Consider the following 14363-nt stretch of genomic DNA (forward strand, 5'->3'; position numbering starts at 1 on the left):
GAGCAGTGTAGTTTCTAGGTTGCATCAAAGCCGTTCACAAGTAAACTACCGAGTGTAATTTTCCTCTGCCTCCTGCCGAAGCGTACTTATGACAGCTCCACAGCGCCTCACCGACCGAAAACGCGAAGCCATTATTCAAGCGGCGATTGCCGAGTTCCGTGCCAACGGTTTCGACATCACCAGCATGGACAAGATTGCCGCCACCGCCGGCGTGTCGAAGCGCACGGTGTACAACCACTTCCCGAGCAAGGAAGAGTTGTTTGCCGAAATCCTCAATCAACTTTGGACACGGCTGACGGCAGTACAAGAAATGCCCTACCGACCTGACCTGCCTCTGCGCGATCAGATGCGTCTGATGTTTCAGGCGAAATTACAGATGCTGGGCGATGACAATTTTCTCGACCTGGCGCGGGTGGCCATTGCCGCCACCATCCATTCTCCCGAGCGCGCGCAGAACATGGTCGCCAGAATGGGCGAGCGTGAAGAAGACCTGACTGTATGGATCCGCGCAGCCCAGTTGGACGGTCGATTGAAACCAGTCGACCCTGCCTTTGCCGCCCAACAGATCCAGGGCATGCTCAAGTCCTTTGCGTTCTGGCCGCAGATTTCCATGGGGCTGCCGGGCCTGTCGCCGCAGATGCAGACCACCGTAGTGGAGTCGGCGCTGGACATGTTCCTGGCGTGTTATCAGGTCTGCGAAAAGTGACAATTTTCGCTACTTACCCCTCATCGCTCAGCTTTGAATAAAACAGCGCAAGGTGTTTCAGAATGAAACTGGCGCTGGGGCTATAGTGAGCCTCAGTCCCAGCGCCATGCAGAGATCATCATGACCACCCCGACCACCGAAACCACGTCCACCACTCCCGTCGACCACCTGCGCTTTCACCGCCCTCACGCCCACCTGGCGACCACCTTCGGTAACGACAAATTTGCCCTTCGCGCCGAAGCCTTCGCTCGGTTCTTTGGCACGCCGACCTTTCTCGGTGCGCAGACGCTGATCGTAGTGCTCTGGGTGTGTCTCAATATCTTTGGCGTGACCCATTTCGACGTCTACCCGTTCATCCTGCTCAACCTGGCGTTCAGCCTGCAATCGGCTTACGCCGCCCCGCTGATTCTGCTGGCCCAGACTCGTCAGGCGGCGCGGGACAAAGCGCAATCCGATGCCGATGCGCAACACCGTGAAGCCATCGCTGTGGCCAATAGCGAACGCCAGGCCCAAGCCGCGAAGAACACCGCGCAATTGTTGGAATTGCTCGAACAAAACACTCGACTCACCGAGATGACCAAGACCCTCACCGAACGCATTGAAAACCTGACCTCGGAAATGCATCAGCACTTTGTGCGCAAAGAGCCACCAAAGGCTTAACGCTCACTCAGGGTAATCGCAGCGCCCGCCCCAACTCGTCAAACAACGTCACCACCGAGCGCAACGCGCGGCAGTCCGGACGCGTCAGCAACCAGAGCGCGGTATCGTAACCGTGCAAAGGCCCGGTCAGCGGTTGCAACGTGTCGCCGATCAAAAAATCCGGCAATGCTGCGACACCTAACCCGGCGCGCACCAGTTCGGTCACTGACAACATGCTATTGCAACGATAGGCCGGTGTTACGCCCGGCAAGTGCTGACGCCGCCAGGCAACGGTGGGATGGTCAGGCAGAAAATCGTCCGGCGCGATCCAGGTCAGCGAAGCCAGGTCTTCAGGATCGACAGACTTCAGATATCTGGCGCTGGCACACACCCGATAGGAAATATCCGCCAGACGTCGACCGACCAAATGCTCTGGCGGTGTACGCGTCAGACGCAAGGCGATGTCAGCATCGCGACGGCTGAGGTTGGCGAAGTCGTTGGAGGTGCTGAGTTCGATCGTCAGCGCTGGGTAGGACGGCATGAATTGCGCCAGCGCCGGTAGCAGCAAACCTTGCAGGACCGAGTCCGTGCAGGTCAGGCGCACAGTGCCGCTGATCACTTCCCCGCCCTGCTCCACACCAATTCTTGCGGCGTCCAGCGCTTGTTCCGCGCGCTCAGCCTGTTCGGCCAGGGTTTGCGCGAGCGTGGTCGGCAAGTAGCCGGCGCGGCTCTTTTCAAACAGTTGCTGACCCAATGCCGCTTCCAGTCGGCGGACGGCGCGAAACACCGTGGAAACGTCGACTTTCAGCAAGTTCGATGCCCGGGCCAGAGAGCCACCGCGCACCAGGGCGAGGATCAGGGCCAGGTCGGGATAGTCCAGCCGATAGTGCGTCACTGCATTGATCACTTGGGATAACGCCAATATTGATTGCGTGAACGCCAATCTATAGTGGGTACCAGGAATCAACAAGCGTCGAGAGCACTCATGGAAACCACAGCAATCCGCATCGCCCTGATCGGTGACTACGACCCTCAAGTCACTGCCCATCAAGCCATTCCCCTCGCCCTCGGCATGGCCGCCAAGCAGCTCAACATGGACGTGCAACTCCGATGGTTGGCTACTGACGAAATCAACGCCAACACGCCGCTGCAAGATTTCGACGGTTTCTGGTGCGTGCCCGCCAGCCCTTACCGCGACATGGACGGGGCGTTACGGGGAATTCGGTTTGCCCGGGAGCAGCAGCGACCGTTCCTCGGCACCTGTGGCGGGTTTCAACATGCCGTTTTGGAACACGCACGCCAGGTTTTGGGTTGGAAAGATGCCGAGCACGGTGAAACGCATCCTGATGCCGCGCGTGCGCTCCTGACACCGTTGACCTGTTCGTTGGTGGAGGCTGTCGACAGCATTCACTTGGTCGAAGGTTCGTTGATTGCCAACGCGTACGAAACGACTGAAATACTCGAAGGATATCGCTGCCGCTTCGGTGTGAATCCGGCGTTCGAACAGGAGTTATTGACCCAACAGCTACAAGCCGTTGGCCGTGATTCGCAGGGGGATTTGCGGGCGGTTGAGCTCAAAGGTCATCCATTTTTCGTCGCCACGCTGTTTCAACCGGAACGTGCAGCGCTCAAAGGCATTCTGCCGCCGCTGGTCCGCGCCTTCATCAAGGCTTGCATGAGGCAAAAATCATGATCGCGACGACGCCGTACTACGCGGTGATTTTTACGTCTTTGCGCACTGAAGGTGATCAGGGTTACGCCGAGGCCGCTGCACGCATGGTGGAACTGGCCCGTGAACAGCCTGGCTTTTTGGGCGTGGAGTCGGCCCGGGGCGAGGACGGGCTCGGGATTACGGTTTCGTATTGGTCCAGTGAAGCGGCGATTCTGGCGTGGAAACATCATCCCGAGCACAGTGCGATTCGTGAACGAGGGCGCTCGACCTGGTATTCGGCGTGTCATACGCGGGTGTGCAGGGTTGAGCGGGATTATCGGTTTCAGCTGTGAAAATTGCGCTGTCCTTTCGGACGCCTTCGCTGGAAAGCCAGCTCCTGCATCGTTTTTGTGTACGACGCAGAACCCATGTAGGAGCTGGCTTGCCAGCGAAGGCGGCCCAACAGTCACCCCCAAACCATCAGCCCTGCACAAGACTCCTGACCGCAGAAATCTCCGGTACTTCCCGCCGCTTCATGTACACCCGCAACGGCTCGGTAATGTTGATCCGGTCATCAATGTTCTGATCCAGCAATAACTGAATCAGCTCACGCTTGAGCGTCATGGTCTGCTCCGGCCCGGGCACCCAGACAAACTCGCTGAGCGGAATAATGCCGTCATCGGCCACGTCCATGCCGAACGAGTCTTCGCTGAATCGCACAATGTAATGACCCGTCTTGCGGTTGAGACCGACAAAACCGTTGAGTTGGTCGGCGGCCTGGCAGATGAGCTCGGAAGTGATGCGCATATAAACCTCACAAAAGGTCGTTAACGACCGGTGATCGATGGTTTACACGCAAGGGAAATGACGCGGGTTTCCCTCTTCCGGGGAAACTGCCGTGGCCAAGAGTACTGCAAAGCAGCGCACACCGGCGCTGAAAAAACTGCTTTAAACACGTTTATGTCGGTCTCGCGATAGCGCTGGTAACACTCAGTTGTTAAAAGAGACGTCTTTGAAAAACTCTCTGCGAAAGGATCTCGACATGCCGGTTACCTTCACAAAAAGCGCCCTGCTGCTGAGCCTAATGCTCGGTCTCGGCCAGGCACAGGCTGCCAGCGAGCCCGACCCGAACACTCTGGCAAGCCGATTGGGCATTCCGCACCCAGCAGTGATCGCCCATCGTGGCGCGTCTTTCGATGCGCCGGAATCCACCGCCCCCGCCTACACACTGGCCCGCGACTTGGGCGCCGATTACCTTGAGATGGACCTGCAACGCAGCAAGGACGGCGTGCTGTTTGCCCTGCACGACAATAACCTGCAACGCACCACCGACGTCGCTACAAGGTTCCCCGATCGCAAGGACAGCCCGGCCAACGCATTCACAATGGCCGAGCTTAAAACCCTCGACGCCGGCAGTTGGTTCAACACCGCTTACCCGGATCGCGCGCGTCCTTCCTATGCGGGTCTGAAAATCCTGACCCTGGACGAAATCATCGACATCGCCCAGGGCAATCCCCTGCACAAGCCGGGCTTGTACATCGAGACCAAAGAGCCGAAGCAATTCCCCGGCATCGAGCGCGACCTCAAGGACAAGTTGCAGGACCGTGGCTGGTTGAGCCCGGCCGGTTCGAAACTGGCGAAGAGTGACTTGGCGGTCGGTCAGGGCAAAGGCAAAGTGGTGCTGCAAACCTTCGAGAAGAGCAGCCTCGAACTGCTGCAACAAGAAATGCCGACAGTGCCGAAAATCTTGCTGTTGTGGGTCGGCGAAGGCAGCATTGAACCGCAATCCAAGGTGACGTTTGCCGAGTCCGGCGACAAGGACAAAGCCACTTACTACGCCAAACAAGAGCCGAAAGACAAAGCCGAATTCCAGCAATGGGTCGAATATGCCAAGGCCCAGGGCGCCATCGGCACCGGCCCTTCCGCCGCGCTTACCGAGGGTGGCGATCAGAGCTACTCAGACCTGGTTAAACCGTGGATGAACCAATTCACCCACGATCAGGGTTTGTTGGTGCATGTGTACACCATTGATGACGCGGTGGATTACCAGAAGGTGATGGATGCCGGGGTGGATGGGATTTTTACCAATCGGGCCAGTGAGTTGTTGAAGTTTTATAAGCGGCCGGCGGCGGGGACGGTTGCGCAGTTGCTGCAGAACAACGGGTATTGATTCGGGACCTTGGCGCGGCCATCGCGGGCAAGCCACGCTCCCACAAAGGGTCTGCGGCAAACCTGTGGGAGCGGGCTTGCCCGCTATGGCTTTCTGGAATTAAGGATGAATTAAGTTGCCACCGCTAATCTGACCCCACTTAAACAGATCAATCCAAGGAAAGAACCTCATGAAAACCCTGACTGCCCTGTTCACTGCTGCTGCCCTGACACTCACCGCGGGCTTGGCGCAGGCTAAAGACGTTCCTGTCGATCAGATCCCTCAGTTGGTCAAAGACGGCAAGATCAAGCCGCTGGAAGAACTGAACCAGATCGTTATGAAGTTGCACCCGGGTGCAACGATTACCGACAGCGATCTGGACAACCACTTCAACAGCTACGAATACGAAGTCGAATTGCGCGACGCCAAAGGTGTTGAATGGGACGTGGATTTGAATGCCGCCACCGGCGAAGTCCTGAAAAACAAACAAGACGACTGATACACACCGCAAAAAGCCGCACGATTTGCCAATCGTGCGGCTTTTTTGCATCTCTCTGGGCATAACAGGCAAGCCCTAATGCCGATCAGTTAAGGCGTTGAGCGCCGCAATCCTTGTGGGAGCGAGCCTGCTCGCGATGACGGCGGCACAGTCAACACTTGCGTTGCCTGACAATCCGCCATCGCGAGCAGGCTCGCTCCCACAGGTATTGCGTCTTAACTGACTGGCATTAAGGCAACCCCGGGAAAGCGGATCACGCAGCCGTCAGTAGTGCCGCTGAATCGCAGCCATCAACCTGTCACAAAACCGTCAAAATTCCTTGCAATGATGCCGCTCAAGTGAACCTGTAAAACCCGCGACAGGCGCCTCCCTTGCGAGCACTCATGAACCACAGCATCGACCAAAGCCATCGCGACACGGATCTGTTCGGCCTGCTTTACGGTTTCGTTTTTCGCCCCGGTGAACGCGGTCGGGAGATCGATTCCGCCAGGGCATTGCAATATCTGCAACAACCCGACGACAACGACGAATTCCTCTGGCTGCATTTGAATCTGGCCCACGCCGCGTGCGAGCGTTGGATGAAGAGTCACCTGGAGTTGCCGGAGGAGTTTTTCGAAGCCTTGCACGAGGGCTCCCGGTCTACGCGCATCGAGCATGTGGATTCGGCCCTGCTGGCGGTGGTCAACGATGTGGTGTTCAACCTCAGCAGCATGATTTCATCGGATGTCTCGACGCTGTGGGTGTGCGCCCGCAGTCGGCTGATCATCAGCGCGCGCCTGCAACCGCTGCACTCAGTGGACAAGCTGCGCTCTTCGGTGAAGGCCGGTGAATGTTTTCGCTCGCCACTGGAGTTGCTCGTACATCTGCTGCGCGATCAGGGCGAAGTGCTGACGCAGATCGTGCGCAAGACCAGCCAGAGCGTCGATCAGATCGAAGATGAGTTGTTGTCGTCGCGGCTGTCGACCAACCGTGCCGAACTCGGCGCCAACCGTCGGGTGCTGGTGCGTCTGCAACGCCTGCTGGCGCTGGAGCCAGGTTCGTTGCTGCGCCTGCTCAATCGTCCGCCGCAATGGCTGCAGAAGGAGGACGTCAAGGAACTGCGCAAGTCCACCGAGGAGTTTGCGTTGATCATCAACGACCTCACGGCGCTGGGTGAGCGGATCAAGCTGTTGCAGGAAGAAATCGCCGCCAACCTCAATGAACAAAGCAACCGCACCCTGTTCACCCTGACGGTGGTGACGGTGCTGGCGTTGCCGATCAACATCATTGCCGGTTTCTTTGGCATGAATGTCGGCGGGGTGCCGCTTTCGGGCGACCCGGAAGGGTTCTGGATTCTGGTGGCGCTGGTCGCAACGTTTACCGTGATTGCGGGACGTTGGGCGTTTCGTAAGCGCCAGGATTACTGAACCGCACCGTGCCCTGTAGCAGTGGATTCGGATCAACGGAATAACAAAAACCCAAAACCCTGATTTGGAGCAGTCACCCTGTAACAAATAGGAACGACCATCACTGACATTCCCCCCTCCTCAGGATTGTCCGTGATGGCTACTCCTTCCTTCTCCGCCAAAGCTCAGGCACCCGCCAGCAGCGCCAGACCGCAACTCGACAAAAAACCCAGCGCGTTCACGCTGGTGATTTTTTTCGGCGTGTTGGCCATCGGCTTGCTGTTCACCGCTTATAGCCTGATGCGCGATGTGAAAGAAATCGGCACGGTGGTCACCACCTGGACCCCGTATTTGCTGCTGGGCGTGGCGCTGCTGATCGCCCTCGGCTTTGAGTTCGTCAACGGTTTCCATGACACCGCCAACGCCGTGGCGACGGTGATCTACACCAACTCGATGCCGCCGAATTTCGCGGTGGCCTGGTCCGGGTTCTTCAACTTCCTCGGCGTGCTGCTGTCCAGCGGCGCGGTGGCGTTCGGCATCATTGCCCTGTTGCCGGTGGAACTGATTCTGCAAGTCGGCTCCTCCGCCGGTTTTGCCATGATCTTCGCCCTGTTGATCGCCGCGATCCTGTGGAACCTCGGCACTTGGTGGCTGGGCTTGCCGGCCTCGTCTTCGCACACGCTGATCGGTTCGATCATCGGCGTCGGCGTGGCCAATGCCCTGATGCACGGCCGTGACGGCACCAGCGGTGTGGACTGGGCGCAGGCGACCAAGATCGGTTATGCGTTGCTGCTCTCGCCGCTGGTCGGTTTTGGTTTCGCCGCTTTGCTGTTGCTGGCCCTGCGCGCCTTCGTCAAGAACCGCTCGCTGTACAAGGCCCCCGAAGGCAACACCCCGCCACCGTGGTGGATTCGCGGCATGTTGATTGTGACCTGCACCGGTGTGTCATTTGCCCACGGCTCCAACGATGGCCAGAAAGGCATGGGCCTGATCATGTTGATTCTGGTCGGCACGCTGCCCATGGCCTACGCGCTGAACCGCGCCATGCCGGCCGACCAGGCGTTGCAGTTTGCCGCGGTGGCGCAAGTGACCCAGCAAGCGTTGGTCAAGGCTGCGCCGCAGCTGGCCCCGCCCGACCCGCGCCCGGTGCTGTCTGACTTCGTGCGTACCAAGGAAGCCACGCCGCAACTGGTACCAGCGCTTGCCGCCCTCACCGGCAGCATTGGCGCTCAGGTCAAGGGTTACGGCTCGCTGTCCCAAGTGCCGGCCGAGGCCGTGGGCAACGTGCGGAACGACATGTACCTGACCAGCGAAACCATTCGCCTGATGGACAAGAACAAGGTCGGTAACTTCGACGCCGACACCAGCGCCAAGCTGCAATTGTTCAAGCAACAGATCGACAACTCCACGCGGTTTATTCCGTTGTGGGTCAAGATCGCCGTGGCGATTGCGCTCGGATTGGGCACCATGGTGGGCTGGAAGCGCATCGTGGTGACCGTCGGCGAGAAGATCGGCAAGACCCATCTGACCTACGCCCAAGGCGCCTCGGCGGAAACCGTGGCCATGTTGACGATTGGCGCGGCGGATATGTTCGGCCTGCCGGTGTCGACCACCCACGTGTTGTCGTCGGGGGTGGCCGGGACCATGGTCGCCAACGGTGGCGGTTTACAGATGACGACCATCCGTAACTTGCTGATGGCCTGGGTGCTGACCTTGCCAGCGGCGATCCTGTTGTCGGGCAGCTTGTACTGGTTATTCACCCAACTGTTCTGATCACCGAAAATTGAAAATGCGGGCTGATCATCAGCCCGCTCAACACGTTCATCCTTCGCAAGCAGTGCGCGTCACCATCCGCTCCCGCACCACGTCGTATACCCAGTGATAGAGGTAGGTGTACGGCAGGAAAAACAGCAGCACACCGATGTCGAGCAGGAACGCTTCCCACAGGCCGATCTTCAGCCACCAGGCAATCAGCGGCACACCGGCCGCCACCAGCCCCCCCTCAAACAGCAACGCATGGATAACCCGGACCCACGCGGTGTGAGCCATCTCGTAGCGCTTGAGCACGCGGTCGAACAGACCGTTGAAAACCACGTTCCAGGCCAGGGCCAGGGCCGCGATGGCCATGGTGACGACGCCCATGTCGAGCATCGGTTTGTCCATGATCCAGGCCAGCAACGGGGTACAGATCAGGATGGCCAGCAGTTCGAAACCGACGGCCTGGAAAATACGTTCAGTGATGGATTTGTTGACGCTCATGGCCAGACTCCTCTGAGTGACTGTGGTTGCCATGATCCCTTGCCACACCGATACTTCATAACCAATAACCATCGATCAAGGCGATAGTTCATGGCCTCTCACGAAGTGTTGCTGGCCTTTGTTGAGGCGGCGACCCAAGGTTCGTTTTCCGCAGCGGCGCGCAAACTGGGGCGCAGCCAGTCGACCATCAGCGCGGCGGTGGCCAGTCTGGAAATCGATTTGAACCTTGTGCTGTTCGACCGCAGCAGCCGCAAACCCAGCTTGACCCCGGCCGGGCATGTGATGCTGCAACGGGCCGAGGAGATTCTGGCTGCCACCAGTCGACTGGAAATCACCGCCAGCCAGCTGTCACAAGGCGTCGAGCCAAAACTGACCGTGGCGATTTCCGACACCTATCAATCCGATCGTTTCGAAGCCGCGCTCGGTGCGTTCGAGCAACGCTACCCGGACCTTGAACTCGAATGCCTGATTGCCGAGTGCGATGACTTGATTGCACTGGTGCAGCGCGGTCGAGCACAGGTGGCGTTCGCTGAAATGCAGGACAGCTATCCGCCGGATCTGGTCAGTTCGACTGTCGAGGAACGCACGGAAATCGCGTTGTTCGTCTCCCCTGCGCATCCATTGGCGGCACTCGATCATATCGATCAGGACGTGCTGCAACAGCACCGTGAACTGCGTCTGGCAACCATCGTCAATCCGTATGAAAGTCGGGCGAAGGGACGCGTCTGGTCGGCGCCGAGTTATTTGATGCTGCTGGAGATGGCCCAGGGCGGATTTGGCTGGGCGCCGTTGCCACGGTGGCTGGTGGAACGGTTTGGTCCGGGCTCGTTGCAGGAACTTGAGGTACGCGGTTGGCCGAAACCGGTGTTTGTCGATGCACTGTGGTCGCGCCAGCATCCACCGGGGCCGGCGGGGAGTTGGCTGCTGGGCAAGATGCTGGAATGAAGGTCCTTCGGCCCTTATCGCGAGCAGGCTCACTCCCACAGGATTGGCGCTAACCCTGTGGGAGCGAGCCCGCTCGCGATAAGGGCCTCAAACTCACATCACTCCAACGCCTTGATCCGCGCTTCAAGAAACCGCCGCTCCGGCACTTGCTGCGTCAGCTCCAGCGCCCGTTCATACGCCACCCGCGCCTCCTCCATCCGCCCCAACTGCCGACAAAACTCCGCCCGAGCCGAGTGCGCCAAGTGGTAATCCAGCAATTCGCCCCGATTCAAAATTGCTTCAACCAACATCAGCCCCGCCAACGGCCCATCCCTTCGAGAGATCGCCGCCGCGCGATTCAACTCGATCACCGGCGAAGGCACGGCCGCCAGCAGCACGTCATACAGTCCGACGATCTGCTCCCAGTCCGTTTCAGCCGCCGAAGGCGCTTCAGCATGCACGGCCGCAATCGCCGCTTGCAGGCCATACGGCCCGAACTGCCCGGTGGTCAGCGCCGCTTCCACCAGCGCACACCCTTCAGTAATCATCTCGGCGTCCCACAACGAACGGTCCTGCTCATCCAGCACAATCAATTCACCATCGGGCGACGTCCGGGCCGGGCGTCGCGACTCGTGCAGCAACATCAACGCCAGCAGCCCTATCACCTCCGATTCCGGCAACAAGTCCATCAATAACCGCCCCAGTCGAATCGCCTCGCGCGTCAGATCTGCACGTGTCACTTCAGCACCGATGGACGCTGAGTAACCTTCGTTGAACACCAGGTAAATCACCCGCAAAACGCTGTCGAGACGCTCGGGCAATTGCGCCAGTGTCGGCACTTGATAAGGGATTTTCGCATCACGAATTTTCGCTTTCGCTCGCACGATGCGCTGAGCGATGGTGGCGGGCGACGAGAGAAACGCACGGGCGATTTCTTCAGTGGTCAGGTCGCAGACTTCGCGCAAGGTCAGTGGCACTTGAGCGTCCGCTGCGAGTGCCGGGTGGCAGCAGGTGAAGATCAGGCGCAGTCGATCGTCTTCCACGTCTTCTTCACTCCAGACGGCCTGCTCCAGCGCCTCGGCCTGCGCAATCAGCAGCGGCCGGGACGCTGCGAATCGCGCGCGCCGGCGCAACACATCAATCGCCTTGAATCGCCCGGTGGACACCAGCCAAGTGCGCGGATTATCCGGCACGCCATCACGCTGCCAACGCTCCAGCGCAACGAAAAAGGCCTCGTGCAGCGCCTCTTCCGCGAGGTCGAAATCCCCCAGCAAACGAATCAGCGTCGCGAGGATCCGCCGCGAGTCTTCGCGGTAAACCTGCTCGACCCGGGCCTGCACCGAGGCGCCAGGCATCAGTCCGGTATGCCTTTGGTGACCAGCGTTTCCTCGGTCAAGCGACTGACGGATAACTGGAATTGGGCAGTCGTTCTTTCAGCCGATGGCGGACTCATGCAGGTCTCCTTTTTGGTTCTTGTTATTCAAGCATTCAACTGGCGAACGGGACGCACCTCGACACAGCCGACGCGGGCCGCAGGGATGTTGCCGGCGACCTGGAGCGCTTCATTGAGGTCCCTGGCATCGATCAGGTAGAAGCCGGCCAATTGTTCCTTGGTTTCGGCGAACGGGCCGTCGGTGATCGACATCTTGCCGTTTCGCATGCGCACGGTGGTGGCGGTCTGCACCGACTCCAGCGCCTCGGCCGCGAGCATCCGGCCACTGCCTTGAACCGACTCGGCGTAAGCCATGCACTCGGCGTCGTTCGGGCTCTCGGGCAGCGAGTGCAAGGTGTGCTCGTTGCTGTAGACCAGGCATAGGTATTTCATGTGGCTCTCCTGAATCGAACGAATCAACTATGGCTGCAGATTGACGCGCTGGCGAAATTCCCGACGATCAGGGCTCCAGATTGAACAGCGCAGTGCCACTGACCATGTCGAACGGGGCCGACCAGTGTTCGTGGACAATCCGCCATTGGCCGGCGTCGCGACGATAGCAAGCGGTCACGCGCATCCAGCAGGCCTGGGTTTCGCCCTTATCGTTGGTGCCACCGCAATGAGCCAGCCAATGGGCGAAGGCGATGTGCTCGTCCGCCACGATGTTCATGTGGTCGAAGTCGAACTTGTGCGGGCCCTGGCACATTTCCATGCACTCCAGCCAATGCGCGCGGTAGGCGGCCTTGCCCCGGAATTGCAAGGCCTTGACCGCGTCATAGGAGACGATGTCCTCGGCATACAGGGCCATGATTCTGTCGACATCCTTGGAGATGACGGCCTGGCGATAGGTGTCGATCAGGGTCTGGATTTCGTGTGTAGCGCTCATGGGGCTTCTCCGTGGTTTTTGTTGTGAATACACCCTTAGTCGTTCGGCAAAAAACCAAATCGACAGCCCAAATAAAAATAATCCATCGGCGCAAACTCGCTAGAATCCGAGGCTCATTCGTGTTGGAAAAAGGACACTCCAGTGACAGCCCGACTCGTGCCTTACGAAAGCCTGAACGCGCACCAGCGCCAGCAGGTCGAGGCCATCGAAGTGCACAAAGAACAAATTAAATTCAGCGGCGACATTCACGGAGCATTGCACTCCCTGTTGTCCAAACCCAGCCCCGGCGTCAAAGGATTTGCGCTGCTGGTCGAGGACGCTCCCGTGGCTTTTTTGCTGCTCAAGCGCCCACCGGTGCTGCCGGCTTGGGCAGATGAACACAGTGCCACTTTGCATGCGCTGCAAGTCGATCAACGTGCTCAGGGAAAAGGTTATGGCAAAGCCTGCCTGCAAGCGCTGCCCGAGGTGGCGCGCCAGGCGTTTCCGGAGATAAAGGGACTGGAATTGTCGGTGGATGCGGACAATGAGCCGGCTATCGCGCTTTACGCAAAGTTCGGCTGGGTCGACAGTGGAGAAGCCTACAAGGGGCGGATTGGTTATGAGCGGCGAATGGGGCTGGTTTTCTGAAAAGGGGTAACCATAGATGTAGGAGTGAGCCTGCTCGCGATGAGGTCATCACATTCAACTTCGTTGGTGACTGACACACTGCTATCGCGAGCAGGCTCACTCCTACAGGGGATCTTCGGCGGACTTATAAATCCAACACCATCTCATGCCACGCCATCCCGCCATGGTCCGAGGCCGACGGTTTGATGTAGGCAAAGCCAAACCCGGCGTACAGCGGGATATGCCGCTCCTTGCACATCAGGTGAATGCTGACCTTGCCCAATGCGCGCATGCGCTCAATGAACTCGCCCATCAACCGTTTCGCCAGTCCCTGCCCTTGATAATCCGGGTGCACCACCACCGACATGATCACCACATGCGGGCCGGCCGGGTCGTGGCCGATCAGTTCCTTGAACGCTTCGTCCGACATCTCCACTTCAAACGCCGCACCGGAGTTAATGAAACCGGCTACCACACCGTCGACTTCAGCCACGATGAAACCTTCGGGCCAGGTGGCGATGCGGGTGGCGATTTTTTCCCGGGTGGCGGCTTCGTCGCCTTCGTAGGCAACGGTCTCGATGGCATAGCAACGGTCCAGATCAGCAGGCGTGACGTGGCGGATGACTGTGTTCATGGCAGGTCGCAATCAGATGGAAAGGTCGGGGATCATAAATCAGCCTCCACACGACATCGAGAGACGAATCACCAATCCGCCTCTCGATGCAGGTGTTCAGCCTTTGATTGGCAGCCAGATTTCCAGCTTGCCGGTGTTGAGCTTCGGGTTGAAGTCTTCGCTGTAGCGTTCGAACTCCGGAGCGTCTGCCGCCTGATGTCCGGACTTGGGTAGCCAAGTATCGCAGATGTAGCGAAAGGTCTGCGGCAAGGACTCCAGCGGCCCCTTGTGCTCGAACACCGCGTAATACTGAGGCTGAACCTCTACCCAGCGGTACTCGTCGGGCAAATCGTCGAGCTTGCTGATCTCGACGCCGGCAATGTAATCGAAGCCACCCTTGCCATCGAAATTGCAGCAGACGCCGTAGGTCACTTCGCCTTTTTGTCCGGGAATATTGCCGATGTGCGGATTGAATTTTTCCCAGAGCGCGGGAATGCCTGCGGTGGTTTGTTGGGTAAATTGTCCACCAAGCCCTGCGATCAGCAGGAAGTGTCCGTGTTCGAAGCGTGGTTCCATTACTTCGGCGCCTGTTTGCTCATCCATGACTCAACTCC

The 14363-nt window shown here is 58.8% G+C and carries 18 protein-coding genes; 10 read left to right on the forward strand and 8 right to left on the reverse strand.

Annotated elements, in window-relative coordinates; all coding sequences use genetic code 11:
• Nucleotides 1-88 precede the first annotated feature (88 nt).
• A complete protein-coding gene (locus AC3ISI_RS22070; protein WP_489333789.1) occupies nt 89-706 on the forward strand; it encodes a TetR/AcrR family transcriptional regulator in 618 nt (205 codons plus the stop codon).
• 120 nt (nt 707-826) lie between these two features.
• Nucleotides 827-1366, forward strand: a complete 540-nt coding sequence (locus tag AC3ISI_RS22075) for a DUF1003 domain-containing protein (RefSeq protein WP_489333790.1) — start codon at nt 827-829, stop codon at nt 1364-1366.
• A 7-nt stretch (nt 1367-1373) separates the two neighbouring features.
• Here the strand turns inward: AC3ISI_RS22075 and AC3ISI_RS22080 are convergent, their stop codons facing one another.
• Nucleotides 1374-2315, reverse strand: coding sequence for a LysR family transcriptional regulator (locus tag AC3ISI_RS22080; protein WP_489333791.1), 942 nt, complete (start codon nt 2313-2315; stop codon nt 1374-1376).
• Nucleotides 2316-2330: 15 nt separating this feature from the next.
• On the opposite strand from AC3ISI_RS22080, the gene AC3ISI_RS22085 reads away from it, so the two are divergent.
• Both AC3ISI_RS22085 and AC3ISI_RS22090 read left to right on the forward strand, forming a co-directional pair.
• Nucleotides 2331-3038: a CTP synthase C-terminal region-related (seleno)protein gene (locus tag AC3ISI_RS22085; protein ID WP_489333792.1), complete on the forward strand. Its 708-nt coding sequence runs from the start codon at nt 2331-2333 to the stop codon at nt 3036-3038.
• The gene (locus AC3ISI_RS22090) at nt 3035-3349 is read left to right on the forward strand and encodes an antibiotic biosynthesis monooxygenase family protein (protein ID WP_489333793.1); all 315 of its coding nucleotides are present in this window, start codon (nt 3035-3037) and stop codon (nt 3347-3349) included. The genes AC3ISI_RS22085 and AC3ISI_RS22090 overlap by 4 nt, the downstream gene beginning before the upstream one ends.
• 127 nt (nt 3350-3476) lie before the next feature.
• On the opposite strand, the gene AC3ISI_RS22095 is transcribed toward AC3ISI_RS22090, so the two are convergent.
• Entirely contained in the window at nt 3477-3803 is a 327-nt protein-coding gene (locus AC3ISI_RS22095) for a DUF2025 family protein (RefSeq protein ID WP_489333794.1), read from the reverse strand.
• A gap of 235 nt (nt 3804-4038) precedes the next feature.
• On the opposite strand from AC3ISI_RS22095, the gene AC3ISI_RS22100 reads away from it, so the two are divergent.
• From AC3ISI_RS22100 to AC3ISI_RS22115, 4 genes are all read left to right on the forward strand, one after another.
• Complete coding sequence (locus tag AC3ISI_RS22100; protein WP_489333795.1) at nt 4039-5166, forward strand: glycerophosphodiester phosphodiesterase; 1128 nt, start codon at nt 4039-4041, stop codon at nt 5164-5166.
• Nucleotides 5167-5335: 169 nt separating this feature from the next.
• Nucleotides 5336-5644 carry a PepSY domain-containing protein gene (locus tag AC3ISI_RS22105; protein ID WP_489333796.1) on the forward strand — a complete coding sequence of 103 codons (309 nt, stop codon included), beginning with the start codon at nt 5336-5338 and terminating at the stop codon, nt 5642-5644.
• A 383-nt stretch (nt 5645-6027) separates the two neighbouring features.
• Nucleotides 6028-7050, forward strand: coding sequence for a transporter (locus AC3ISI_RS22110; protein WP_489333797.1), 1023 nt, complete (start codon nt 6028-6030; stop codon nt 7048-7050).
• A gap of 135 nt (nt 7051-7185) precedes the next feature.
• On the forward strand, nt 7186-8802 hold the full coding sequence (locus AC3ISI_RS22115; RefSeq protein WP_489333798.1) for an inorganic phosphate transporter: 1617 nt from the start codon (nt 7186-7188) through the stop codon (nt 8800-8802).
• A 48-nt stretch (nt 8803-8850) separates the two neighbouring features.
• Here the strand turns inward: AC3ISI_RS22115 and AC3ISI_RS22120 are convergent, their stop codons facing one another.
• Nucleotides 8851-9288, reverse strand: coding sequence for a multidrug/biocide efflux PACE transporter (locus AC3ISI_RS22120; protein WP_489333799.1), 438 nt, complete (start codon nt 9286-9288; stop codon nt 8851-8853).
• Between the two features lie 90 nt (nt 9289-9378).
• Between AC3ISI_RS22120 and AC3ISI_RS22125 the strand changes: the two genes are divergently transcribed.
• Nucleotides 9379-10233: a LysR family transcriptional regulator gene (locus AC3ISI_RS22125; protein ID WP_489333800.1), complete on the forward strand. Its 855-nt coding sequence runs from the start codon at nt 9379-9381 to the stop codon at nt 10231-10233.
• A 98-nt stretch (nt 10234-10331) separates the two neighbouring features.
• On the opposite strand, the gene AC3ISI_RS22130 is transcribed toward AC3ISI_RS22125, so the two are convergent.
• The 3 genes from AC3ISI_RS22130 to AC3ISI_RS22140 form a co-directional block, all read right to left on the reverse strand.
• Nucleotides 10332-11567, reverse strand: coding sequence for an RNA polymerase sigma factor (locus AC3ISI_RS22130; protein WP_489333801.1), 1236 nt, complete (start codon nt 11565-11567; stop codon nt 10332-10334).
• A gap of 125 nt (nt 11568-11692) precedes the next feature.
• Nucleotides 11693-12037, reverse strand: coding sequence for a YciI family protein (locus tag AC3ISI_RS22135; protein ID WP_310350499.1), 345 nt, complete (start codon nt 12035-12037; stop codon nt 11693-11695).
• Nucleotides 12038-12104: 67 nt separating this feature from the next.
• Complete coding sequence (locus tag AC3ISI_RS22140; protein ID WP_489333802.1) at nt 12105-12530, reverse strand: YybH family protein; 426 nt, start codon at nt 12528-12530, stop codon at nt 12105-12107.
• A gap of 141 nt (nt 12531-12671) precedes the next feature.
• Here AC3ISI_RS22140 and AC3ISI_RS22145 point away from each other — a divergent pair, with 141 nt between their 5' ends.
• Complete coding sequence (locus AC3ISI_RS22145) at nt 12672-13157, forward strand: GNAT family N-acetyltransferase (RefSeq protein ID WP_489333803.1); 486 nt, start codon at nt 12672-12674, stop codon at nt 13155-13157.
• A 124-nt stretch (nt 13158-13281) separates the two neighbouring features.
• Here the strand turns inward: AC3ISI_RS22145 and AC3ISI_RS22150 are convergent, their stop codons facing one another.
• Entirely contained in the window at nt 13282-13770 is a 489-nt protein-coding gene (locus tag AC3ISI_RS22150) for a GNAT family N-acetyltransferase (RefSeq protein ID WP_489333804.1), read from the reverse strand.
• A gap of 96 nt (nt 13771-13866) precedes the next feature.
• Nucleotides 13867-14352, reverse strand: coding sequence for a GyrI-like domain-containing protein (locus AC3ISI_RS22155; protein ID WP_489333805.1), 486 nt, complete (start codon nt 14350-14352; stop codon nt 13867-13869).
• Between the last annotated feature and the right edge of the window lie 11 nt (nt 14353-14363).

The sequence above is a fragment of the Pseudomonas sp. GL_139_B genome, from assembly GCF_057834475.1.